The 22,851-nt window shown below is 57.2% G+C and carries 20 protein-coding genes and 2 pseudogenes; 14 read left to right on the top strand and 8 right to left on the bottom strand.

Annotation, left to right across the window (positions count from 1 at the left end; genetic code table 11):
* Window positions 1-34 precede the first annotated feature (34 nt).
* Window positions 35-1,852 carry a GGDEF and EAL domain-containing protein gene (locus JTP94_RS18745; RefSeq protein WP_204851964.1) on the bottom strand — a complete coding sequence of 606 codons (1,818 nt, stop codon included), beginning with the start codon at window positions 1,850-1,852 and terminating at the stop codon, window positions 35-37.
* Window positions 1,853-2,356: 504 nt separating this feature from the next.
* On the opposite strand from JTP94_RS18745, the gene JTP94_RS18740 reads away from it, so the two are divergent.
* Complete coding sequence (locus JTP94_RS18740) at window positions 2,357-2,611, top strand: type II toxin-antitoxin system VapB family antitoxin (RefSeq protein WP_204851963.1); 255 nt, start codon at window positions 2,357-2,359, stop codon at window positions 2,609-2,611.
* Entirely contained in the window at window positions 2,611-3,012 is a 402-nt protein-coding gene (locus tag JTP94_RS18735) for a type II toxin-antitoxin system VapC family toxin (protein ID WP_204851962.1), read from the top strand. Before JTP94_RS18740 ends, JTP94_RS18735 begins: the two co-directional genes overlap by 1 nt.
* 101 nt (window positions 3,013-3,113) lie before the next feature.
* Here JTP94_RS18735 and JTP94_RS18730 read toward each other — a convergent pair whose 3' ends face one another.
* Window positions 3,114-3,881, bottom strand: coding sequence for a helix-turn-helix transcriptional regulator (locus JTP94_RS18730; protein ID WP_204852327.1), 768 nt, complete (start codon window positions 3,879-3,881; stop codon window positions 3,114-3,116).
* A gap of 169 nt (window positions 3,882-4,050) precedes the next feature.
* Here JTP94_RS18730 and JTP94_RS18725 point away from each other — a divergent pair, with 169 nt between their 5' ends.
* Window positions 4,051-6,309: a marine proteobacterial sortase target protein gene (locus JTP94_RS18725; RefSeq protein WP_204851961.1), complete on the top strand. Its 2,259-nt coding sequence runs from the start codon at window positions 4,051-4,053 to the stop codon at window positions 6,307-6,309.
* Window positions 6,306-6,926, top strand: a complete 621-nt coding sequence (locus JTP94_RS18720) for a class GN sortase (RefSeq protein ID WP_204851960.1) — start codon at window positions 6,306-6,308, stop codon at window positions 6,924-6,926. The genes JTP94_RS18725 and JTP94_RS18720 overlap by 4 nt, the downstream gene beginning before the upstream one ends.
* A gap of 361 nt (window positions 6,927-7,287) precedes the next feature.
* On the opposite strand, the gene JTP94_RS18715 is transcribed toward JTP94_RS18720, so the two are convergent.
* Together JTP94_RS18715 and JTP94_RS18710 are read right to left on the bottom strand one after the other, a co-directional pair.
* Window positions 7,288-8,421, bottom strand: a complete 1,134-nt coding sequence (locus tag JTP94_RS18715; RefSeq protein WP_204851959.1) for an NAD(P)/FAD-dependent oxidoreductase — start codon at window positions 8,419-8,421, stop codon at window positions 7,288-7,290.
* A 165-nt stretch (window positions 8,422-8,586) separates the two neighbouring features.
* Window positions 8,587-9,975: an amidase gene (locus JTP94_RS18710; protein ID WP_204851958.1), complete on the bottom strand. Its 1,389-nt coding sequence runs from the start codon at window positions 9,973-9,975 to the stop codon at window positions 8,587-8,589.
* A gap of 140 nt (window positions 9,976-10,115) precedes the next feature.
* On the opposite strand from JTP94_RS18710, the gene JTP94_RS18705 reads away from it, so the two are divergent.
* On the top strand, window positions 10,116-10,898 hold the full coding sequence (locus tag JTP94_RS18705; RefSeq protein ID WP_204851957.1) for a helix-turn-helix transcriptional regulator: 783 nt from the start codon (window positions 10,116-10,118) through the stop codon (window positions 10,896-10,898).
* 40 nt (window positions 10,899-10,938) lie between these two features.
* On the opposite strand, the gene JTP94_RS18700 is transcribed toward JTP94_RS18705, so the two are convergent.
* Both JTP94_RS18700 and JTP94_RS18695 read right to left on the bottom strand, forming a co-directional pair.
* Window positions 10,939-12,270 (bottom strand): APC family permease, encoded by a 1,332-nt coding sequence (locus tag JTP94_RS18700; protein ID WP_204851956.1) that lies wholly within the window; start codon window positions 12,268-12,270, stop codon window positions 10,939-10,941.
* A gap of 394 nt (window positions 12,271-12,664) precedes the next feature.
* Window positions 12,665-13,090, bottom strand: a complete 426-nt coding sequence (locus JTP94_RS18695; RefSeq protein WP_246755038.1) for a hypothetical protein — start codon at window positions 13,088-13,090, stop codon at window positions 12,665-12,667.
* 398 nt (window positions 13,091-13,488) lie between these two features.
* Between JTP94_RS18695 and JTP94_RS18690 the strand changes: the two genes are divergently transcribed.
* Window positions 13,489-13,785, top strand: coding sequence for a hypothetical protein (locus JTP94_RS18690; RefSeq protein WP_204851955.1), 297 nt, complete (start codon window positions 13,489-13,491; stop codon window positions 13,783-13,785).
* A gap of 60 nt (window positions 13,786-13,845) precedes the next feature.
* Here JTP94_RS18690 and JTP94_RS18685 read toward each other — a convergent pair.
* Window positions 13,846-14,276, bottom strand: a pseudogene (locus tag JTP94_RS18685) (IS5/IS1182 family transposase); the annotation flags it as partial.
* Between the two features lie 337 nt (window positions 14,277-14,613).
* Between JTP94_RS18685 and JTP94_RS18680 the strand changes: the two are divergent.
* The 7 genes from JTP94_RS18680 to JTP94_RS18650 are packed head-to-tail and all read left to right on the top strand — an operon-like array spanning window position 14,614 to window position 21,921.
* Complete coding sequence (locus JTP94_RS18680) at window positions 14,614-15,627, top strand: UDP-glucuronic acid decarboxylase family protein (protein WP_204851954.1); 1,014 nt, start codon at window positions 14,614-14,616, stop codon at window positions 15,625-15,627.
* Window positions 15,627-16,613, top strand: a complete 987-nt coding sequence (gene galE, locus JTP94_RS18675; protein ID WP_204851953.1) for a UDP-glucose 4-epimerase GalE — start codon at window positions 15,627-15,629, stop codon at window positions 16,611-16,613. The genes JTP94_RS18680 and galE overlap by 1 nt, the downstream gene beginning before the upstream one ends.
* Complete coding sequence (locus JTP94_RS18670) at window positions 16,610-18,451, top strand: glycosyltransferase family 2 protein (RefSeq protein ID WP_204851952.1); 1,842 nt, start codon at window positions 16,610-16,612, stop codon at window positions 18,449-18,451. The genes galE and JTP94_RS18670 overlap by 4 nt, the downstream gene beginning before the upstream one ends.
* Window positions 18,452-18,480: 29 nt before the next feature.
* Window positions 18,481-19,893, top strand: a complete 1,413-nt coding sequence (locus JTP94_RS18665; protein ID WP_204851951.1) for a UDP-glucose/GDP-mannose dehydrogenase family protein — start codon at window positions 18,481-18,483, stop codon at window positions 19,891-19,893.
* A gap of 1 nt (window position 19,894) precedes the next feature.
* Window positions 19,895-20,434, top strand: coding sequence for a DUF995 domain-containing protein (locus JTP94_RS18660; RefSeq protein ID WP_204851950.1), 540 nt, complete (start codon window positions 19,895-19,897; stop codon window positions 20,432-20,434).
* 15 nt (window positions 20,435-20,449) lie between these two features.
* Complete coding sequence (locus tag JTP94_RS18655) at window positions 20,450-21,388, top strand: glycoside hydrolase family 26 protein (protein ID WP_204851949.1); 939 nt, start codon at window positions 20,450-20,452, stop codon at window positions 21,386-21,388.
* 32 nt (window positions 21,389-21,420) lie between these two features.
* Window positions 21,421-21,921: a DUF995 domain-containing protein gene (locus JTP94_RS18650; RefSeq protein ID WP_204851948.1), complete on the top strand. Its 501-nt coding sequence runs from the start codon at window positions 21,421-21,423 to the stop codon at window positions 21,919-21,921.
* Between the two features lie 567 nt (window positions 21,922-22,488).
* Here JTP94_RS18650 and JTP94_RS18645 read toward each other — a convergent pair.
* A complete protein-coding gene (locus tag JTP94_RS18645; RefSeq protein WP_204851947.1) occupies window positions 22,489-22,674 on the bottom strand; it encodes a hypothetical protein in 186 nt (61 codons plus the stop codon).
* A gap of 49 nt (window positions 22,675-22,723) precedes the next feature.
* Between JTP94_RS18645 and JTP94_RS35580 the strand changes: the two are divergent.
* Window positions 22,724-22,851, top strand: a pseudogene (locus tag JTP94_RS35580) (pyrroline-5-carboxylate reductase); the annotation flags it as partial.

The following is a 22,851-nucleotide window of genomic DNA, read 5'->3' as shown; positions in this document are numbered from 1 at the left end:
TCGCCGCATGGCGCGGGTCTCTTCTCGGCAATCGCTAGCGTCTTGAGGAGCGGCTCGCTTTATGTCTTGTTGGCTGGTGCCAATTGTCCGAGTTTGCCGGCAAGAAGAACATAGCATAAGTTTTGGCATCAACGGCTTTCGAATAGAGATATCCTTGCGCCAGCTTGCATCCCATCTCTTTCAACAGCGCAGCGTCCACAGATGTCTCAACGCCTTCTGCGATCACATCGATATCCATACGTCGCGCGATGCCGACCATTCCTTCGACGATTGCAGCAGCACCGTTGTCACTCTGCATCAGCTTGGTGAATGATCGATCGATCTTGATGATGTCAACCTTGACCTTCAACAGGTGTGAAAGCGCCGCATACCCCGTCCCGAAGTCGTCGAGAGCAATCTTGAAGCCTAGCGCCCTCAGATCGATGATGGCGTTGCGAATAGATTCCGCCCTTTGTTCGAGATAGACGGTCTCTGTCACTTCGACGATTACTTTTTGTGGGGCAAGCCCGGCCCGATCAGTGAAACGCAATAATCGTTCCTTGAGAACGCCTGCCTGAAAATCGGCCGCGGTCACGTTTATGGCAATGTGGCCGATGTCAATGCCTCCTCTGCGCCAGCCGATGAGATCGGACACCATCTGATCAAGCATGCGACTGGTGATTTCCGAGGCGATATGAGCATCATGCATCGCCTCAAAGAATTCGACTGCTGATGCGTGGCTTCCGTCAGGCCGTCTGATGCGACAGAGCGCCTCCGCACCGACAAACTTCCCAGTCTCCAGGTCTACGACAGGCTGATAAAACGGTACGATTCTGTTCTCTGCGAGAGCGAGCGTAACATCACGGATCGCGTCAAAGCGGCTGGTGATTGCCGTTGCAACCGTATCATCGAAGATCTGAAACATTCCCTTTGCGACGTCTTTGGCATGATAAAGTGCAAGATCCGCCTTATGTCGCGTAACCTCCATTCTCATGCCTGCCTGGCACAAGGCTCCCCCGGCGGTCGCGAGTGGCAGCACGGTGTGCCCGCCGCAGCATGCCGGCGCTTTAAGAACCTGGAGGCATGCTTCAGCTACCTGCCTGAGGTCGTTGGCGTTGCGGGCGCGGCATATGATTGCGAACTCATCGCCTCCGACGCGGAACAGACGTTGAGCCACGCCTTGCAATCTTACTGCCACTTCCTTGATCAAATCGTCGCCGGCGCGATGGCCAAAAGTGTCGTTCGTAAATTTCAAATTATCGAGATCGAGCAGTACAAGGCCTAGCCCGTCTCGAGTGATCTGACTTGCATGACGATCAAAGGCCGCTCTATTCGGCAAGCCAGTCAAAACATCGTGGTAGGCAAGCCGATGCCGCTCCATCGCCCGGCTATGACGTTCTATGGCAATGGCACAGAGATGAACCGAGGCTTCAACGAGCTTCTCTTCCATCTTGGATGGACCGCGTGCCTCTTCATAATAAAAGGCGAAGGTGCCAACAACGGCTCCATCAGCCTTCTTTATCGGGCTCGACCAGCACGCTCTATATCCGAGCGGTCCGATCAAATCCCTGAACGCCTCCCACTTTTCATCCAGGAAAACGTCATGGACCGCAACTGGTTGCCCAAGATATGCGGCCGTTCCACAGGAGCCCATATTTGGACCGATTCTGATACCGTCGAGGGCGCTCGTATAGGCTGCTGGGAGCTTCGGACCGGCGAGCGGATGAATCACACCGTCTTCCACGAGCAAGACCGAACAGGCGATACCAGGAACCTGCTCTTCGATCAGACGGCACAGACGGTCAAGCGTCGTGTCCAGTCGCCGACCGGAAGCAATCATCTCGAGTATTTGGTTCTGCAGTTTGACGAGCATCGGTGGCGTTCCCCCACACAACCCTATACAGCCAAAGCCTTAAGCCGTTGTAGATCGAGAGGTTAGTATTCTACCTATCCGATCGTTTTTCGGCGTTCGTGCGACAAGGTACAGGAGATTTAGACGCCCAAATGTTCGGCAGTGCAAGCGGCAGCAACGGATCCGGCAGCGCCGGACAGGACTCTCAACGATCAATAGAGCCCAATGCTCGATGCGGAGATGGATCCCGCTGTTTTATTTCCGTTGACATTTACTAAGTCAAACTTATTATTAGCGTGCTGAATTTGATTAACCTCCAGTCCAGCAGAAGGCGGCCCAGTTATTTCCCTAAACTGGACCGCTTTTGCTTTTATTGGATACCTCCCTGCCCCACCCCCCGGCAACTCTGCACCCCTGCTCATGGCCCCAGGCAGCAATCTCTTGCGCGAGAATGATTTTCGTGCATTTCCGCCGACAGTGAGTTATATAGGTAGAAAATATCAGTTTAGGTAGAAAGGCGCCATTATGGCCTTGAGCATCAAAGACCCGGAAACGGAACGGCTAGCGCGCGCGCTCTCCGCGCGGACAGGCGAGAGTATCACCGTTGCTACGCGTACGGCGCTCATGGAACGCTTGCATCGCATTAGCTCGGAAGTTCAAAAGGCAGCCCTGCTGGAGGATCTCGCGGCAAGCCGCCGCCGCTGGAGCTCCCTCCCTGTTCTCGACCCGCGTAGCGCCGATGAGATTCTCGGTTATGACGAGAATGGACTGCCAACCTGATGGTCATCGATACGTCCGCCATCGTAGCCATCGCCTTTGATGAACCAGAAGCTAGCTCATTCGAGGCACTCATCGCAGACGACCCTATCCGCCTGATCTCGGCGGCGACAGTCTTTGAAGCGTCAATGGTGCTTGAAAGCCGACTCGGGGAGCAGGGGGGAAGTGAACTGGATCTTTGGCTCCATCGGATCAACGCCGAGATCGTGGCGGTCTCTGCCGACCATAGCGATCAGGCTCGCCGCGCTTGGCGCCGCTATGGCAAAGGCCGCCACCCGGCCGGATTGAACTTTGGCGATTGTTTTTCCTATGCGCTAGCCAAGCTGACCAGCGAGCCCTTGCTGTTCAAGGGCAATGATTTTTCCGAAACAGACATTCGAGCGGCAACAGAAAACAACCGCTAGCATCCCACCATCGGAACCCATCACGGCTGCGACGCGTGCGACGTTCATCGAACGCTTGCCGGCTCCACGGTTCTCTATTTTCAAGCGCGAAAAACGGCGATTCAGCCTAACCCAACAAATCCCGCGTACTTCTCTGCGATAGCCTTGCTCAAGATGGAAGAATAGACCTCGTGATTTTGGTCGCTGGCCGAGACTCGGCCATATGAGGGTTTCTCAAAGGTCGATATCGGTAACAGGGCCAGTGGCGTTGAGACAGGTGTGAGGTGCGAGCCCTGCCCGGCGCGCAATGTCGTCAGGAGACCGAACATCTCTCCGGTGATGCTGGGGCGGGACAATATCGCCATACGATACTGCCCGGACGAATTCGTGACGAGATAGATATGCCCCGATAGATGCGGAACCGATACCGAGCCCTGCTGCGAAAACGAGGCGTCGCTGCGCTCGCGCTCCCTGAAACTCAGACGCGTGCTTTCGCTATTCCATGCAATCTCGGTGCAATAGGCAAAAATCGCATTCTGATCCCCGAAGGATGGCCGAAGCGTCAGATAGACGCCCTCAAGCCATGAAACTGAAGCACGCGAATAGGCACCAAGCTCTTCCGGGGCATGTCCGGACTTCTCGTTGCCCAGTGCCGGCGGCGCCCCTGTCGGCTCGCGCAAAACAACGCCCATCGCTTGCTCCAGGCGAATGATGGTCGCAAGCGTGAAGGGGCGATGTCCGGAAAGAGCCTTCTCCAATGTCGAAAGACTGATGCGTGCATCGTTGGCTAGCCGCTGCCTGGAAATGCGTCGTCGGGCAATTTCTTCGCGAACCCGCGCCGCCACGGCACTATTCTGACTGTCAGACAAATACGGGTCGCCCTGGACCATTCGTTCATTTCCTGATTGCGTAATTTTCTTCACAATTCCACACATAGGCGCCACCGACAATACCGTTTACGGCAAGATGCGGACGAAACAGGGCAAAGCTTACGCTGGCAAGAAAATAGCCTTTATTCACAATGGCTTCTGTCATTCCTCAGCGAATAAGGAGCCTGTCATGTCAGCCGCGCTAAGCATTTCATCTCGCCGATACCGGGAGACTGTCCTCACAAGATTCGGCCAGCTATTATGGTTCAGCCATGCAATCCTGCTGCCCGTACTTGCCGTCATTTTCGCACTGCTGCACCCCTTAGAGTCGCACGCTCAGCCGGCAGCGTTCGTCACGCCGAACGAGATGGGTGCAGGCAGCCTTCTCCTTCAGGCGACGCAAGCCGGCCAGTATGTCGAAGCACCGCGACTTGCAACCGACGTCGACATCGACGTCAATGGTCCGACGGCGCGGGCGGTTCTGACGCAGGCTTTCGAAAACCCGAGCGACAAGTGGGTCGAAGCCCTCTATGTCTTCCCGCTTCCGGAGGATAGCGCCGTTTATTCCCTCAAGATGATCGTCGGCAATCGGGTTGTTGTCGCCGACATCAAAGAAAAGCAGGCTGCTCGCGCCGTCTACGAGCAAGCCCGCAGGGAGGGCAAGAAGGCGGCTCTCGTGGAGCAGCAGCGACCGAACGTGTTCACCAACACGGTCACAAACATTGGTCCCCATGAAAAGATCGTAGTCCAGATCGAATATCAACAGGCCGTGCGCCTGGCGGATGGGCGCTTTTCCCTGCGGGTTCCGCTGGTCGTTGCGCCGCGTTATTCCCCGCAGGATGCCTCTGCCATCACACAGCATGCTGATCTGAAAGCCGGCTGGGGACGGCCAGAAAACAGCCCGTCGCGCAACTCCGGCGATACGCCCGTCTCTACGCCGTTGATGGCACCGGGCAGCAACCGCGCCAATGCTGTCACGCTGAAGATCAATCTCAATGCCGGTTTTCCGATTGACGATGTCAAAAGCCTCTACCACCCGGTCAAGATCGATAGGCTGAACGATACTGCGCGGCGGATCGTTCTTGACGGTGACACGACCGCTGACCGCGACTTCGTGCTCGAATGGAACGCAATCGCCAGCGATGTGCCGAGCGTCGGCCTGTTCCGCGAGCATGTCGGCAAGGATGATTACGTGCTCGCCTATGTGACGCCGTCGGCAGTGACGACACCGCAAAAGGCCGGCCGCGAAGTGGTCTTCGTCATCGACAATTCCGGCTCCATGGGCGGCACGTCCATCGAGCAGGCAAGGGCGAGCCTCGACTACGCTCTGTCCCGGCTCGAGCCGAACGATCGTTTCAACGTCATTCGTTTCGATAACACGATGACAAAGTTCTTCCCGGATTCAGTCATGGCGACGGCTGACAATATCACTGCGGCACGCCGCTTCGTCACCGGCCTGGAGGCTGCCGGCGGAACGGAAATGTTGCCGCCGCTCCATGCCGCGCTTGACGACAGCCATCAGGCAGGTGGATTGCGTCAGGTCGTTTTCCTCACGGACGGCGAGGTCAACAATGAGCAGCAGCTTCTCGATGCGATCGCTGTATCGCGCGGACGCTCACGCATTTTCATGGTCGGCATCGGCTCCGCGCCCAACACCTATCTCATGAGCCGTGCCGCTGAACTTGGTCGCGGCAGCTTCACCCACATCGGATCGGTTGCAGAGGTGAACGAACGCATGCGCGCACTCTTTGACAAGCTGGAGAACCCTGCCGTCACCGATGTAGCAGCTGTCTTTCCGGAAAAGAATGTCAGCCTGTCGCCAAGCCTCCTTCCCGACATCTATCACGGTGAACCGCTTGTCTTGGCTGCCCGTATGGGGAAGGCAGAGGGCACTTTGACCATAAGCGGGATGGTCGGCGACCGGCCATGGACGATTTCGCTGCCGCTCGATCAGGCAAGCAATGCCAAGGGCATCTCCAAGATCTGGGCGCGTCGCCAGATCGATGATGCGGAGGTCAATCTGACCCTTGGCAAGATCACGCAGGCAGACGCCGACAAGCGCATCCTTCAGCTGGCGCTGGAGCATCATCTGGTCACACGTCTGACCAGCCTTGTCGCGGTCGACGCCAAGCCTTTGCGCCCGGCAAATACGCCGCTGACGCAGGCCGACATTCCATTGCGGCTTCCCGCCGGCTGGGATTACAAGAATCTTCTCGGCATCGGGACTACCCGTGATGCGAACGCAGACGCCAAACGCCATCAGGCCGCCGACAAGTCACGCGGCGCCGACGGTGATGCGGACATCGAGGCGATCTCGGCACCGGCTTCGGCGAATGTTCCACTGCCACAGACCGCAACGCCCGCGACGCTTCTCATTCTTCAGGGGTTGTTTGCTCTGTTGCTCGGCGCTTCGCTTCTGGCCTGCGCGTCACGAAGGAGCAAGGCATGACCGCCGGCACTCGGATTAAAGCCACGGGGAGCGCGCCAGCGCGCTCCCTTTCCGCCTTCGCAGCATGCATCCTCATCGCGACAGGTCTGCTCCTCGCGGCTCAGGGAGGATGGATTTATGCCAAGGCGGGTGTTGCGCAGATCCTGCTGGAGCGCGCCTTTACGCGAACCCTCACGTCGGGTTCGCCGGTCAAACCCTGGAGCTGGGCCGACACCTGGCCTGTGGCTCGCATAGAGGTTCCGCGTCTCGGAGCTTCCGCCATAGCGCTCAAAGGTGCGAGCGGCCAAGCGCTCGCCTTCGGTCCCGGACACCTCGACAACACACCACAGGCGGGCGAGGAGGGCACGGCGGTCTACGCCGCGCATCGTGACACGCATTTCGCCTTCCTGAAAAACATAAAGGAGACCGATCGGATCCGCATCACACGCAGTGACGGTCAGGTTTTCACGTTCCGCGTCACCCATATGGCCGTTGCGCGTTGGGATGAAGCTGAAATCGACCCGAACGCGCGCGGCGTTCACCTCGTTCTCGCGACATGCTTTCCCTTCGATGCCATGACATCGGGTCCGTTACGCTATCTGGTCTATGCCGATCTTGACGATACCGCCGCGCCATGACGAAGAACGAGCCAATTTATCGCACTCAGGAAGACGGTATTGACAAGCGAGAGAAGGAGAAGAGTGAAGCGGCGAAACATTTTCGGTGCTGACCTGTCAATCGGCACGTACCGTCAACGATGAAGACTACTATGGAAATACATTGAAGATCACCGAGGCCGTTTCATAACTCGCCGGTGGCAGTTCGCATCGGTTTGCTTTCAACGCGTTTGCCACGGCCGAGCACTATAATGTGGCGCCGTCCTTCTACGAATTGCCGTAGGATAAGTATGGCCGTCTCGCACAGCTTCCTTCGAAAGGTGAGCCCTATATCGACTAGAGAAAGGCCGTGCACGGATCGAGGCAACGCCGTGTGTCGCAGTCAAATGCTCGCGGACTTTGTCTCGGCGATCGAGTTCGCGATTAGCCGCGCCTCGATTCCTATCTGGCGCAGGAGGCCCGTTGTGGCGGCATTGAAGCCACAGAAATACAAGCCATCCTTTGCCGGATGAAGCTCGCTCCTTGCCGGTTTGCCGCCATCCGGAAGTCGTTCAGCCAGGTCGGGCAATAGCGCATCGAGAGACGGCCTGTAGCCGGTCGCCTGCACAATCGCATCGAATTCCGCAGATTGGCCGTTCGTGAAGAGCACGCTCGAACCGTCCGATATTTCGATGCTGGGGAACACCTTGATCCGGCCATCTCTCATCTTTGCAATCGTGCCGATGTCGATCAAGGGCGTTCGGCCTCGCTCTATCATCGTGGTCAGAGGTCCCTGCTTGGAGCGCGTGAGCCCCATTCCCTCGATATCGCGGTAGCGCAAATGCAGAAGAGGCGCATTGAATGCATCAACCAATCTGTACGGCAGGTGTTGTTGAGCGATGGCGATTGTCGCGGTCGACACGCCGAACATTTCCCTCGGAACGATATTGACCGGACCGCGAACCGACATGGCAACCTCAAGACCCGCTTCGGCGCATTCGAGCGCGATCTCTCCCGCCGAATTTCCAAAGCCGACCACCAGTATTCGACCTGCGTTGAGGTCAAAAGCGTTCCGGTATTCACAAGAGTGGATGATATTTCCGTTGAACGTGTCCTGACCAGTCCAGTTTGGTCGGACTGGCGAGTTTGACAGTCCGGTAGCGATTATGACGGTTCTCGCTTCGAATACATCGCCGTCGGCGGTCTCGGCGACCCAATTCGCTTTCCTGCGAACGCATGTGACCGTCTTGCCAGCAATCACTTGAAGGTCATTCGCAAGCGCGTAGTCCTCGAGGTAGTCGATGATCTGCAGTCGCGACGGATACTTTGGAAAGCCCGCCGGCATCGGCCTTCCCGGAAGTGCCGAGTGCCTCTTTTCCGTATGTAGATGGAGCCGATCGTAGTGCCTTCGCCACGAAGCTGCGAGCTTGTCTGCGGCTTCAAGGACGATGGAAGGGCAGCTTTTTGCGCGGAGTGCCGAGGCACATGCCAGCCCCGCCGGGCCTGCACCGATGATGATTGTCTCCTCGATAGCCATGAGCAGCTCCTCCGTATGAGTCCTTGCATTCAGCCTCGGAGGTTACATCATCGTCTGAGTGCCAGACAGGGGTTCCAAATGACCGCCGCGCAATGTGCGTTCCTCGTACGGATCACCGGCAAGGTTCAAGGCATCGGCTATCGCGCCTGGACACGAAGCCAATGATCATGACGGTGACAGAGAGGATTCCATTGCTGCGCCGAAAGACAAGACCTGTTCGTCCGCAAAGCGCCGGCCGACGATTTGAAGCCCGACCGGCAAGCCGTTGGACGCGCGTCCGGCAGGCAGCGATAGGGCGGGAAGCTGGGGCAGCAGGTTGAATGGACAGGTCATATCAAGGCCCGCGAAGCTGCCGTCCGGCAATGTCGCGACATAGTCGTCATCGCATTCGTTCAATGGCGGTGCTGTGATCGCGCAGGTCGGACACAGCAGCGCGTCGTAGCTTTCGAAAAGCTTTGCCATGTCCCGCCACATCGAGGTGCGGAGCAGCTCCACTCGCTTGTAGTCCGTCGCGTTGGCGACCCGTCCGCGCTCGATCATCGAGACGACGGCGGGATCCATATGATGCTCATGCTGGGTCAGTCGCTCGCCAAAAAATGAAGACATGAACACGCACCACACGTCGAACCACTGGTCGTTGACGGCCCGGGTCCAATGCATCGGCACCTCGTCGACGACGGCGCCCAGGTCGCGAATTTTCCCGATCGCCTCGCGCATGACAGCGGCGACTTCGGGTTGGATCTGGTAATATCCGAGATCCATGGAGAAGGCGAAACGCTTGCCTTCCAAACTCCCCTTTCGCGCGGCCTGCGCAGAAAAACTCAAGGGCAGCGACATGATATCATCGTCGCTGGGGCCGCTGGCTGCTTCCATAAAAGCAACGGCATCGCCAACGGTTCGTGCCAAAGGTCCGAAATGCGAGATGTTGTCGAAAACGCTTGGCAAGATCGTCATGGGAATGCGGCCAAGGCTTGGCTTCAGCCCGACCACACCGCAGAACGCGGCGGGAATGCGAACGGAGCCGCCCATGTCGGTGCCCTCAGCAAATGGCACGACGCCAGTTGCGACGGCCACGGCCGAGCCGCCGGAGGAACCGCCGGGAGTTCTCTCAGGATCCCAAGGATTGCGCGTGGCGCCCCATCGCGGGCTTTTCGTGAAGCTTGCATAGGCGAATTCCGGTGTCGCCGTCTTACCGATCAGGATCGCACCGGCCGCTTCGAGCCGGCGGATGCAAAGCGCGGTTTCCCCCGGCACCCAATCGCCCGAAGTCCAGGAACCGAGCGTGGTCAGGTCTCCCTTCGTCGGTGTCAGGTCCTTCGCCGCGAAGGGCACGCCATGAAGCGGGCCACCGGTCTTGCCCTCGGAAATGGCCCGGTCCGCATTGCGAGCCGAGGCAAGCGCCTCTTCCTCGCGGATCATCGTGAACGCGTTGAGCGTCGCATTGATGGATCTTGCCCGGTCAATCGACTCGATGACGACCGCCTCCGCGGTGAACTGCCCCGAGCGGATACCGCTTGCGATTTCGGTGGCTGGAAGGTCGAGTGGATGGCGCATTGAAAGATTTCTCTGGGGCTTGTTCACGAGATCGGTTTCCGTTCTTTCCGGCCTATTGCATTTCGCAGGTAAAGCGTGCGTGCTACCACGGTCATTGCTGTGTCCGATAAAGGGATTGCAAGGAAAGGTCTGCTTTTTCGATGAGTTCCGCTGCGACATCGAACACCCAGACGCCGTCTTTCGACGTCTGGAACGCCAGTCTCGGTGCTGCGGCAAGCGCCATCGGCTCGCACGAGTTTCCCGATGCCCTGGCTGCGGCGCTGCGCCTTCTGTCTCCGTTCCAGATGATGAACGGCTTCCTCTACTCTCCGGATGGAAACGCTTTCGATCTCTACAACGAAAGGATCGTCGCCAAACGGTCTGTTATCGTCGATCGCTATCTGGCCGGAGCGTTCGTGCTCGACCCGTTCTACGATGCCGTCCGCAACGACAGCAGCGAACGCATGATCGTGATGCGCGATCTGGCTCCCGATGATTTCGCCGAGACCGAATATTTCCGGCTGCACTATGCGACAACCGAGATCGTCGATGAGATCGGTTTCGTGCTGAAGCTCGAGAGCAACTTTGTCGGCGTTCTCTCCCTGTCGAGAACCGGTATCGCGCCACTGTTTTCCGACGAGGATCTGAAGCGCCTGAGAGCCGCCGCACCGGTCGTTTGTGCGTTGGGTGAACGGCACTGGTTCCATGTCCCGAGCCTCTCTCTGAATAGCAAGACTGCGTCGCCAGCCTCGAAGATCGAGCATCCCTTGCTCACCAAGCGCGAGCTGGAGATCGTCACGCTGATCCTGAAGGGACATTCCACCCTCTCGCTTGCGTCGGTTCTGTCCCTATCTCCGAATACGGTTAAGGTGCATCGCCGGCAGGTTTACGCAAAGCTGAACATCTCGAGCCAGGCCGAGTTGTTCCGTCTGTTTCTGGCATGAGGCCCGGCCGCAAGCCGAGCCTCCTTTTTGACGTGATCGTCTATTCCACAAAATCCATTTCCGGAGGAGCCGTCTGGAAGGCACGGGTGAGATAGGCAAGATAGACGATGCCGATCACCAGCCAGACAAGACCGAGGATCTTGGCATTGCTGTCAAGGTTCCAGAGCAGGAAGAGATCGCAGACGGCCGCCACGGACGGAATGACGAGACCGATCAGGGCGCCAAGCGGCTTAACCTCCGCATTGTTCTTCAGATAGAGAGCAATCACCGAAATATTGACGGCCGTGAAAGCCAGGAATGCGCCGAAGTTGATGAAGGAGGTGGATGTCGTCACGTCCATGGTCAGCGCCAGCAGGCCGACGATGCCGACAAGGCTGAGGTTGAGCACCGGCGTATGCCACTTCGGATGCAGGCTGCCGAAGAAGGTTGATGGCAGGACCTTGTCGCGCCCCATTGCATAGAGCAGGCGACCAACGCTTGCCTGGGCGGCAAGACCGGAGGTGAACTGCGCGACGACAAGCGTGGCGAGGAAGATCGTGACGAACAGATCGCCGCCGATCGTTTTGGCGATTTCAGTGGCTGCGGCATCAGCGGAAACAAATTCGAAACCCGGATGGGCAAGCTGCGTGACATAGGCCGAGGCGATGAAGATCAGGCCGCCGGCGAGTGCCGTGATCAGGATCGCCTTCGGCATCGTGCGCTTGGCATCCTTGGTTTCTTCAGTCAGCGTGGATACCGCGTCAAAGCCGAGGAACGAGTAAGCGGCGATGGCAGCACCGGCGACGGACGCCGAGAACGACACATCCGTCTTGAAGAATGGTGTGATGGAGGCAAGGCCGCCGGGGCCGTTCAGGGCAACGACATATCGCGCGGCCAGGAAAACGAATACTGCGAGAACCGCGAGCTGCACCACCATCAAGATGAAATTGACGCGATTGGCAAAGGCGATACCGACGACGTTGACAATTGTCGTCACCGCTATGAAGCCGACGATCCAGACCCAGCCTGGAATGCTCGGAAAAGCGGATGTCAGATAGGCGGCGCCGATAAGCCATATAACCATCGGCAGGAAGAAATAATCGAGCAGAACCGCCCAACCGACAAGGAATCCGATGCTCGGATTGATCGATCTGCGGGCATAGGTATAGGCCGATCCGGCGACCGGATAGACGCGTGCCATGACGCCGTAGCTGATGGCCGTCAGAAGGATTGCTCCGGCGGCCACGAGATAGGCCATCGCCGTCGTCCCCTGGCTTGCCGTTGCCAGCGCACCGAAGGTGCCGAAGACGATCATCGGCGTCATGTAAGCCAGGCCGAAGAGCACGACGGACCAAAGCCCGAGCGTACGGTCAAGTTTCACAATGTTGTTCATGTTCCGCCTCCGCGAAGAGTTTTTGTTTATCTTCTTGGAAACTGCGCAGTGCAGATGAATCAGCTATTCCCGCGCAGGTCTCCGCCCGCCGTTTTTTTGTTTATGAAGGAAGCATGACGGAAGCGGCCACGGCCTGATATAACCCCAAGGTGTTATGCCGCCGAGGTTGAAGCATGCGGAAAGCAGGCTGTGCTAAAGGCGACTCTGGACTGCGCGCCTTGAGGTGGACAGATCGACAATAGGGGATTGACCAGTTTCATCGGGGCGGAAGTGAGGGAAACCTCTGCGTCGGTTAATCGAAGAGACCCGACCCTGCAGCCTTGCACACAAGGCACCGCTTCAGGGTCGGAACGTCAGTTATGTCCAACATTGACCACGAATGTCATCGGCGCTGTTAGTTGCAGCGTCGCATGGTCTTGGTAACTTGATCACCATCGTCATTCGTGCGGGTAACGCTCTTGGTCATGCACCGGCCGCGATCATTGTGGCGGTCGTACCGATCGCGGTCGCGGACCGACCCGACAGAAATGCCTTGGTCGCTGATGGTCACGCCTGGACGATGGCGATGATGACGATAGCCTTGATCACCCTGATCATATGAAGGCCCGTCAACGATCACTTCATCAGCGAAGGCAGGCAGGGCAAACGCGCCCATGGTTAGGGCTGCCGCGCAGGCAATAATTATCTTTCGCATATGCATATCCTCCTTGATTTGCATATGGTTCAACGGCCGGATTAGAATATAGTTCCAATTTTGTGAAAATGGCTCATAGGTCGCCTTTGTTGCGCCAAGGGCTGGAGGCAGGCTCCCTTCGGTCAAGCCACGCTTGAAGACCCTCGGTTCGCGCGTCTCTATACAGTCACGGCAAAACGCTGAGGCGCAACGTCTTCAGGATCGTGATCACTATGTCAGTTGCCGCGCTTGGTACAAGACTGCGCGAGCTTATGGCGCCTATTGGCACCGGGACCTCATGCCGATTGACACTCGCCCTTGCACTTTGAGGCAATCAGCCTGAGCACAGGCGCTTGCCGCGAACGGAGGAACTCGTCAGTCAAGTACCGCGGTCGGTCATTTCACTGTGCGTTTGGAACGCCGTAAATCATTCACGATTGATCATCGCTTCACGTGGCGCCTGATTCCTGACACATATGTACGAAGGCGATTTGCGCCGCCATGGAAATCGCCTCATGGATTGACCGGCACAGAAGGGATGCGAGATGCGCGCGCCGTCAGGTTCTGTTACGGGGCTTTGCTCTGCCTCCGCGACCATGTTCGCGGTGGGGATGGCGTTCCTTGGCTACTGGGGTGTGTATGAGCCCGGGCACTGGCGCAGCTCCGACTATGTCGTCGTGATTTTGGCGCTCATCGGATTTGCAGCGCTTGGCTCGGTACCTTGGATTGTCACGACCCCTGTTGCGGAAGAGGGCGAGGAGAAAGTCGTAGCCGCCAGGCGAGCGTTGGCGCTGGGAGTCGTCTTGATCTGGCTGTCCGTTCTCGTCGCGGTATTTGCCTAGTCTCGACCGCCGTCGCACGGATCGGGGTTTGAGGGGAATGGCAATCTTTGAAATGGCTGATTATTCCGTGTCTGCCTTACGGCGGACGGATTTTGGGCGTGCGCAGTCAAGCATTCGGTTGCGGGCGGCGCAGCCGATGGCGACTTCGGTCTGCTCGCCAAGCAGCGATTATGCCCACAGACGGCGACCGATGATGGACTTCTATCGCCCTCTTGCAGTCTCGACCAGCGAACGCTTCCGTAGCCGCAGGAGCCCTGCCATTTCATCCGGTCGCCTCTGCTGATAGCAGCGATATGCTGATCCCTTTGTCCGGCACCTCTATCGTCGATTGGTTCGACCGCGTTGGCGCAAGGCGGAATGACGATGGCCGCCGCCGCGTTATGATTGATGGCTGCGTTGTATGTCGGTTTCCCGTCATAAGCACCGTCGGCAGTAAATTGTCCCATCGGATCGCCAATCTAATCGAGTAGCGGCTCAACTTGAGAGACATCACGGAATAATATTGATCTATTTCATAGTAAAATATTTGAATTATTCTTAAATTATATAATAAATTCAGCATAGAATATCGTGTTAATCATCGAAAATTGAAATGAAATTGCGCCACATCGGCTCAGTTGGCTATCTAAATTAAGCCAAATCTAGACAAACAAATGGACAGATTGCAAACTTTTAGAATTCCCGGATAACGACACCTTCCTTAAATATTAGTAAATTATAATCGGAAATTGAGAGAATAATTTCCCGCCATCGATACATATAGGTGAAAGCCAGCAAGTCTTTTTTCCTGTGATCTTTGGTTTGTATTGAATTTGTTGGGAGGGTTTGATGAACATCGCGTTCAAATCTACACACTTGTCTCTGGAAAGCACAGAACGCCGCACAATTCTTGTTGCGGGGGGCGCAGGGTTTCTTGGGTCACACCTTTGCGATCAACTGCTACATGACGGTCACAAAGTCATCTGCGTCGATAATTTCTCGACCGGACGGATGGACAATTTATGGCATCTGCTGCGCTTCGACACCTTTAGTTTCATCCGCCACGACATCATCTCGTCGATCGATGTGCCGGTGGACGAGATCTACAATCTAGCCTGCCCGGCCTCGCCGCCGCACTATCAGGCAGACCCGATCCATACGATGAAAACATGCGTTTTCGGATCGCTGAATCTCCTGGAGCTCGCCGCGCGTCATCAAGCGCGGATATTCCAGGCTTCCACCTCGGAAGTCTATGGAGATCCGCTGGTGCACCCGCAACCGGAGAGCTACTGGGGTAACGTCAATTCCTTCGGTCCACGCTCCTGCTATGATGAAGGCAAGCGATCTGCCGAGACGCTTTTCCGTGACTTTCACGTGAAATATGGCGTCGATATCAGGATTGCGCGCATCTTCAATACCTATGGACCGCGCATGCGCCCCGACGACGGCCGCGTTGTCTCCAATTTCATCGTCCAGGCCCTCAAGGGGCAGGATATTACCGTCTATGGCGACGGCTCGCAGTCACGTTCCTTCTGCTACGTCGATGATCTGATCAAGGGCTTCCTTCGGTTGATGGGTGACCAGACGGCTATTCACACCCCGGTCAATCTTGGCAATCCGGTCGAATTCACCGTGCGAGAGCTTGCCGAGCAGATCGTCTCGATGACGGGATCGTCGTCAAAGATTGTCTACAGGCAGTTGCCGATCGACGATCCCCGCCAGCGTCGCCCCGATATCACGGTCGCGAAACGCGAATTGGGCTGGGAGCCGTCTGTTGCGTTGGCAGATGGCCTGAAGTCCACCGTTTCTTACTTTGAACGTCAACTGGTTCGGCCCAGCGGCGAGCTTGTCGAGGTTGCGTGATGTCCAGGCGCAGAGTACTCGTCGTGGGTGGCGCCGGCTTCATCGGCAGCCACACCGCCAAACTCCTGTACAAGCAAGGCTTCGAGCCGATTGTCTATGACAATCTTTCGACGGGTCATCTCTCGTCGGTGCGCTGGGGGCCTTTCATCGAGGGGGATATTCTCGACACGCAGTCTCTTGCCGAGACGATCGAGACCTATCGCCCTGCAGCGGTCATACATTTCGCTGCCTCGGCCTATGTCGGCGAGTCCGTCGAAAACCCGGCAAAATACTATGCCAACAATGTGAACGGCACGCATTCGTTGCTGGAGGCCTGTCGGCGCGCGGGTGCGGACAAGCTGATATTTTCGTCGAGCTGCGCGGTCTACGGCACTCCGGATCATCTGCCGATCCGCGAATGCGAGACCCGGCGCCCGATAAATCCCTATGGCCGGACAAAGCTGATCGCCGAACATATGCTCGCCGATTATTCGGCAGCCTATGGGTTGCACTATGTGGCGCTGCGTTACTTCAATGCCTCTGGAGCCGATCCGGAGCGGGAACTCGGTGAATGGCACTATCCGGAGACACATCTCATCCCCCGCGCACTGTTAGCGGCATCCGGCTCCATCGACGTTCTTGAAGTTTACGGTGACGACTACGACACGCCGGATGGCACATGCATCCGCGATTACATTCATGTCCTCGATCTTGCGCGGGCCCATGTGCTGGCGGTTGAATATCTGCTGGCCGGCGGCGGCGACCTTGCCGTTAATCTGGGCACCGGACAGGGAACGTCCATCAAGGAAATTGTGAATGCGATCGGACGCGTTTGCGGGTATCCGGTACCTGTCGCGATGCGTGCCCGCCGGGCAGGCGATCCTCCTGCCCTTTATGCAGCTTCGGACCTTGCCGCCGAGAAACTCGGCTTCCGGGCTCTTTATTCGGATATAGAGACGATCATTCGAACCGCTGCCCCTTTCTTCGGACTGGAGGTGCGGCAATGAACCCTTACAAGACACAGGCTCAAGGCCCGCAAGACGAACCCCTGATGACGCCGGTCCTGCAAGGCTATCGACGCGCCGAATATCTGGCCGGCGCCGCATTATGGTCTGCTGCGCTCGTCTATTTCTGGCGCTGGTGGTTTGAACCGGCACATTATGTGGACCTCTCCGGCTCCATTCTGGTGACCCTGGTGTTGGCGTGGGTCACAATCATTCCCGCCTATTTTATCGTGGTATTCTATCGTGCCCAGAAGCCACACGGGCGCTTGCGCCTACCCGCCGGCAGCCGCGTCGCGATGGTGGTGACGAAGGCACCGTCGGAGCCTTTTGCCGTGGTGGCACGGACATTACGCGCCATGCTGGCGCAAGACGTGCCGCACGACACCTGGCTCGCCGATGAAGATCCGTCGCCTGCGACGCTCGATTGGTGCCATAGGCATGGCGTTCATGTTTCCACCCGCAAGGGGCGCGAAGATTATCACCGCCAGACTTGGCCGCGGCGCACCCGATGCAAGGAAGGCAACCTCGCCTTCTTCTACGATCATTACGGCTATGAGGGCTATGACTTCGTCGTCCAGCTCGATGCCGATCATGTGCCTGAACAAGGGTATCTTTTCCAGATGCTGCGCCCGTTCGCCGACCCGGCGGTCGGCTATGTGTCCGCACCCAGCATTTGCGACCACAACGCGCACGAAAGCTGGTCGGCGCGTGGGCGCCTCTATGCGGAAGCCAGTATGCATGGATCGCTCCAGGCGGGCTTCAATGGCAGGCTCTCGCCGCTTTGCATCGGCTCGCACTATGCCATTCGCACCGTAGCCCTGCAGAACATCGGCGGGCTTGGTCCCGAACTGGCCGAGGATCATTCGACCACGCTGATGATGAATGCACATGGCTGGCGCGGCGTTCATGCGCTCGATGCCATAGCCCATGGCGATGGTCCGCGCACGTTCGCCGATCTGATTACGCAAGAATTCCAATGGTCGCGCAGCCTGATGATGATCTTGCTGCAACATTCGCCGAAGTTGATTGGACGACTGCCGCTGCGCCTCAAGGCCCAGTTCCTGTTTTCCCAGCTCTGGTATTCTCTTTTTTCGCTCTTCATGGGGCTGATGTTTATCCTGCCCGTGATTGCGCTTTTCCGGGGAAGAAGCTTCATTGACGTCTCCTATCCCGATTTTCTGCTGCACTTCATACCGCAGTCGGTCCTGCTGATCCTGTTTGCCTATCGTTGGCGCAGCACCGGCACGTTCAGGCCGGTAGACGCCAAGATCCTCAGCTGGGAAATGACATTGTTTCTGTTCGCTCGCTGGCCGTGGGCGCTCGCCGGAGCTCTGGCAGCCGTTCGCGATTGGGCAACGGGATCTTTCGTGGATTTTCGCGTCACGCCAAAAGGCACGTCCGAAGTTGATCCGCTACCTCTCCGGATCCTGGCGGCTTACGGTCTGCTGTCGCTGATTTCCATCCTCCCGGTGCTATCCGTCGCAACCGCGGAAGAAACCGGCGGCTTTTACATCTTCGCCACGCTGAATGCCGCCATCTACACGCTGCTCCTGCTCATCATCGTCCTACAACACACGCGCGAAAACACCGTGTGCGTGAGCAGGCGTTTCTATCGTCCGGTGCTTGCCAGCAGTCTGCTTGCCCTGATCGCCTTGCCATGCATCGGCACCATCGAACACGGCCATGACGGCATCCGGTCGCTGACATGGAATACGGACGGCTACATGCTGTTCGAAGATCGCTTCTCGGTCGCGGGCGCCGGAATCGGCGGACGCGGATTGCACAGGCTGACGTTCAATCCGCACTGGCGGGTGAGCGACACCGACAACAACGGTTCATGACAAGAAGGACGCCATTGGCGCTAACTCAGATGAAAATAGCTATTATTGGAACTGGATATGTAGGCTTGGTCAGCGGCACATGCTTTGCCGAATGGGGCAACAACGTCGTCTGCATGGACAAGAATGCTCAAAAGATTGCCGGCCTCCGACAAGGCAGGATGCCGATCTATGAGCCCGGCCTCGACGAACTGGTCAAACGCAACTACGCCGCGGGACGGCTGAACTTCACCTGCGACCTGGCCGAAGCAGTGGCAGGAGCCGCCATCGTCTTCATAGCTGTCGGCACGCCGACACGCCCCGGTCAAGGAGATGCCGACCTTTCCTTTGTCTATATGGCAGCGCGCGAACTTGCGTCGCTCATTGCGAACGATACGGTAGTGGTGGTGAAATCGACGGTGCCTGTCGGCACCGGGGACGTGCTGCAGAGGATCATCGGCTCGGTCCGCAAAGCCGGCACCTTCTCCGTCGCCTCCAATCCGGAATTCCTGCGCGAGGGCGTCGCCGTCAGCGATTTCCTCACCCCGGATCGCGTCGTGATTGGCGTCGAAGACGAGCGGGCGAAAAAGCGCCTCATCGAACTGTATGACAGCACAATCGCGCTGCAGAATACGCCTGTTATCGTCACCATGCGTCGCACTGCCGAACTGATCAAATATGCCGCGAACGCATTTCTGGCCACCAAGATCACTTTCATCAACGAGCTGGCCGATCTTTGCGAGCAAGTGGGCAGCGATGTGAGGGAACTGGCGCTTGGCATGGGGCTCGACAAACGCATCGGAGCGAGCTTCCTCACAGCCGGACCTGGCTATGGTGGCTCCTGCTTTCCGAAAGATACGCTGGCGCTTCTGCGGACCGCTGAGGATTACGGGGTAACACTTGGCATCGTAGAGGAAACCGTTACGGCCAATGACGCACGCAAGCGGCGCATGGCGCAAAAGGTCGTAGAGGCGTTTGACGGCGACATAGACGGCCTGACCATCGCCATCCTTGGCCTCACCTTCAAAGCCGATACCGATGACATGCGTGATGCACCTTCGGTGCCGCTCATCAAAGCGCTGCAGCGTTCGGGTGCGCGCATCCGGGCTTATGATCCCGTCGGCATCGAGAATGCCGCAAAGGTCCTCGACGGAGTCGAGTTCTTTGAGGATCCCTATGAATGCGCATGGAATGCCGATGCCGTCGTCGTCGTGACGGAATGGGAGGCCATCAAGAAAATCGACTTGGTTCAGCTCAAACAGCACTTGCGCCAGCCGGTCCTCATAGACCTCAGAAACGTTTTGGACGCGGAAGCCGCCGAAGAGCTCGGATTTCGCATTTCGGCCGTAGGCCGGCCTGCCAGCACCGACAGCAGCCTGCAGGAAATCGTCAAGCGACGAGACAGACAGCAGGCCGTCAAAACAGAAACTGTAGAGCTCTTCTCAATTGCAATGCGGGAGAAATAAGATGAAGCCATCAAACAACAAGACCACATTTGCCCGTGTAACAGCGACGGCATTCGCCATCGCCATGGGAGTTGCAGCGTGGAGCAATGCTACCGCCGCCGTGGCAGGCACAAAGTTGCCTGAAGGTACAAGGCTAATGACGGCGTTCGAACTCTACACACTGTATCGTGACAAGACGTGGCAGTGGCCCGATGGCGCCGGGCGAATGCAGAATACCGATCGCCGGTTTTCCGCCTGGGTCGACGGAACAGGAGGCCAATCCTGGGCTGAAGGTCGCTGGATCGTGACAGATACAGGCCGCCTATGTTTCGAGGCGGCCTGGCATGCAACAAACGGCAAGTTCCCAGCCAAAACCTGCTTCATTCATCGAATTCACGATGGAACGATCTACCAGAAACGCGAAGTGGGCGGGGCCTGGTTCGTGTTTCGCCATGCCGTAGCCAAACAAACCGATGAGGCGGCGAAATTGATCGCCGACGATCTGGTCTCGCAGCGACTTGAGGTGGTGAAAACCGCCTTGATCGCGCCCAAGACCGAGTAACGAGGAGTCAATCCAATGAGAACCCTAAGCAAAATAACTGCAGCCATGCTTGGCACCGTCGCTCTCTGCGGCGCAGTCTACGCGGCCGGCAATGTTCTTGACGCACGGGCCGACAGCCTGTTCCACGACAAGAGGCCGATCATCACACCGCAATCGCTTGCTTCCGGTGCCTATGATCCAAATGGGGACTTTACCAATGACCCCAATCCCAAGATCGAGCATCTCTTCCTCCCTTGGGAGGATGTCGATCTCTCAACTCTGAGCACGGCAAATGACTATGCGCGCAAGCGCGGCCGCTCGTTGCTGATCACGGTTGAGCCCTGGTCCTGGGCCCGCGACTGGCGCGTGGCGCCGGACGATCTTCTGAATGGAATTCTGGCGGGTCGCTACGATGCCAACATGGCAGCGATATGCTCCACGGCAGCTAAGCTCGACAGGCCCGTCACCATTCGCTGGGCGCAGGAAATGGACGAAAAGAACGGGCAATTCACCTGGGCTTACTGGAAACCGGATGGCTATATAAAAGCATATCGGCACGCCATCACCGTCTGCCGCCAATATCTTCCTTCGGCCAAGTACATGTGGTCGCCGATGGGAAAAGAGGGGCTTGCAGCCTACTATCCCGGCAATCAATACGTTGATGTCATCGGGCTTTCGGTCTTCGGCTATCAGCCGTTCGATCAACGCAAGCTCGGACGGGATCTGACTTTCGTCGAAGCAACCAAGCCCGGCTACGACCGCGTCAAGGCCTTCAAGAAGCCGATCGTTATCGCAGAGTTGGGCTATCAGGGAAACGAGGCCTATGTTCACGCATGGGCTGAGGAAGCCGCCAAACCGCACGCCGAATTCCCTGACCTGACGGCAGTCGTCTATTTCAACGACCGTGAAGTCTATCCGTGGCCGGATGGCCTGGGTCGGCCGGACTGGCGCGTTGCCAGCCCTCTGTTGAACTGACTGTCGCGGCGAACAGTTGAAGGAGAAACAAAATGTCTTCGTTCCGTTTCATCATCTTGAACGCCGCGATCTCGATGTTGTTGCTGACCGGCCCGGCAACCGCCGCCACACAACATCAAATCGATAGGCTGACCGCACGCGCGGCCAGTCACGCAGATCCGATGAGCGCCGCCACGCTAAAAAGACTCTATTCGGGGCGCTCCTGGATCTGGAAGGATGGTGCAGGGTTCTTCTCGCGTAACCACAACCATTTTACTGCCTGGTCGCACACAGGCCGCAAAAGATCTTACGCAAAAGGCACCTGGTACGCGACCGATAGCGGCAAGCTCTGCATGAGCGCTTTGTGGTACAGCGGAAAAACTGCTGCACGCAATGTTTCCTGCTTCCTGCATCGCGAGAAGGCCGGGATCATCTATCAGAAACGAGCGTCAGGCGGAAAATGGTATGTGTTCCGTCATAATCCAATCAAGCATGATGACGAGGTTCTGAAACTGCAACGGGGCGATAATGTCCGCAAACATCTGCCCGGTTGAAGTTGAATACTCAAATAGGGGCCATCGCTAGGATGGATGGACAGCCTGCTCGCTATCAGTACTGTCCGAGTACCATCCGAGAAGCAACCCCTATTCTCTTTCAAGAGCAGTCTGCGAGACAGCTAGGCTCGCCTCAAAAAGCACTGCGATTGTAACAATGCGATGTTCTGCCGAAGCCGCTAGGCGTGCAAACATATGGCGCACCCTTAAAGTATTGTTCGGAAGAAATTTTGGCCGTCTTTGCCAGTGAATTTCCACTATAGAAGACGACATTATTCTTTTCGTATTTCTTCATATACAGTTGAATGGTCTTCTGCTTTGCATACGCAAGTTCAGACGCGTTCGCATTGGCAGACAGAGCTATAGGGAAGGCAATCAGAAAAATTGCGGATATAGAACGTTTAATCCAATGATGATTGCGGCGTGCATTACAGGAATTTCGATTGGAATTCATAAGCTCTCCCTCGTTAATCGCTCTTCTTCACCAATCCTGACAAAAATCATTCAAGCGAACGCCATAAATACCCTGGACAAATTAATGAATTCGCCTGGTTTTCCGTGTGAGCCTCAAGCCACGGGCAATGGCAACCGCCCGCCTCTTGTCTCGATGGTTGCCGCGACTTCCACTGCGGCGGCATTGGCATCGGTGACAACCACCAGCGCGCCTTCATCAGCCGGCCGGTTGGAAATCGTCGACTCGATGTCACCATCCCCACCGGTACTTACCGCAAGTTTTTCGACAAATCTCCTCATTTTCTCTGCTCCTCAACGAATAAGGCTGCCACCATTGGCGCCGAGCGCCGCGCCACTATTCGAAAACCTTGCACAGCGGGGGACCGGCCAGACGTCGAGTCGTTCAGCATGCTTAGTGGAGAGTTCGCCACAAGGGGCGGTCTGAACGAGCGCGTCCTGTCGGATTTCGAGACGAAA

This window comes from Martinezella lusitana, from assembly GCF_016901135.1.
Lineage (GTDB): Bacteria > Pseudomonadota > Alphaproteobacteria > Rhizobiales > Rhizobiaceae > Rhizobium > Rhizobium lusitanum_D.
Note: the sequence above shows the minus strand (reverse complement) of the source record. Positions and strands in the feature narration are given on the sequence as shown.

What these genes read in the sequence shown, in the direction of transcription:
- JTP94_RS18660 (WP_204851950.1), top strand. Translation starts at nt 19,895, where the DNA reads ATGAAGCCATCAAACAACAAGACCACATTTGCCCGTGTAACAGCGACG.
- JTP94_RS18725 (WP_204851961.1), top strand. Translation starts at nt 4,051, where the DNA reads ATGTCAGCCGCGCTAAGCATTTCATCTCGCCGATACCGGGAGACTGTC.
- JTP94_RS18665 (WP_204851951.1), top strand. Translation starts at nt 18,481, where the DNA reads ATGAAAATAGCTATTATTGGAACTGGATATGTAGGCTTGGTCAGCGGC.
- galE (WP_204851953.1), top strand. Translation starts at nt 15,627, where the DNA reads ATGTCCAGGCGCAGAGTACTCGTCGTGGGTGGCGCCGGCTTCATCGGC.
- JTP94_RS18740 (WP_204851963.1), top strand. Translation starts at nt 2,357, where the DNA reads ATGGCCTTGAGCATCAAAGACCCGGAAACGGAACGGCTAGCGCGCGCG.
- JTP94_RS18720 (WP_204851960.1), top strand. Translation starts at nt 6,306, where the DNA reads ATGACCGCCGGCACTCGGATTAAAGCCACGGGGAGCGCGCCAGCGCGC.
- JTP94_RS18705 (WP_204851957.1), top strand. Translation starts at nt 10,116, where the DNA reads ATGAGTTCCGCTGCGACATCGAACACCCAGACGCCGTCTTTCGACGTC.
- JTP94_RS18680 (WP_204851954.1), top strand. Translation starts at nt 14,614, where the DNA reads ATGAACATCGCGTTCAAATCTACACACTTGTCTCTGGAAAGCACAGAA.
- JTP94_RS18645 (WP_204851947.1), bottom strand. Translation starts at nt 22,674, where the DNA reads ATGAGGAGATTTGTCGAAAAACTTGCGGTAAGTACCGGTGGGGATGGT.
- JTP94_RS18655 (WP_204851949.1), top strand. Translation starts at nt 20,450, where the DNA reads ATGAGAACCCTAAGCAAAATAACTGCAGCCATGCTTGGCACCGTCGCT.
- JTP94_RS18715 (WP_204851959.1), bottom strand. Translation starts at nt 8,421, where the DNA reads ATGGCTATCGAGGAGACAATCATCATCGGTGCAGGCCCGGCGGGGCTG.
- JTP94_RS18670 (WP_204851952.1), top strand. Translation starts at nt 16,610, where the DNA reads ATGAACCCTTACAAGACACAGGCTCAAGGCCCGCAAGACGAACCCCTG.
- JTP94_RS18700 (WP_204851956.1), bottom strand. Translation starts at nt 12,270, where the DNA reads ATGAACAACATTGTGAAACTTGACCGTACGCTCGGGCTTTGGTCCGTC.
- JTP94_RS18735 (WP_204851962.1), top strand. Translation starts at nt 2,611, where the DNA reads ATGGTCATCGATACGTCCGCCATCGTAGCCATCGCCTTTGATGAACCA.
- JTP94_RS18710 (WP_204851958.1), bottom strand. Translation starts at nt 9,975, where the DNA reads ATGCGCCATCCACTCGACCTTCCAGCCACCGAAATCGCAAGCGGTATC.
- JTP94_RS18650 (WP_204851948.1), top strand. Translation starts at nt 21,421, where the DNA reads ATGTCTTCGTTCCGTTTCATCATCTTGAACGCCGCGATCTCGATGTTG.
- JTP94_RS18690 (WP_204851955.1), top strand. Translation starts at nt 13,489, where the DNA reads ATGCGCGCGCCGTCAGGTTCTGTTACGGGGCTTTGCTCTGCCTCCGCG.
- JTP94_RS18730 (WP_204852327.1), bottom strand. Translation starts at nt 3,881, where the DNA reads ATGGTCCAGGGCGACCCGTATTTGTCTGACAGTCAGAATAGTGCCGTG.
- JTP94_RS18745 (WP_204851964.1), bottom strand. Translation starts at nt 1,852, where the DNA reads ATGCTCGTCAAACTGCAGAACCAAATACTCGAGATGATTGCTTCCGGT.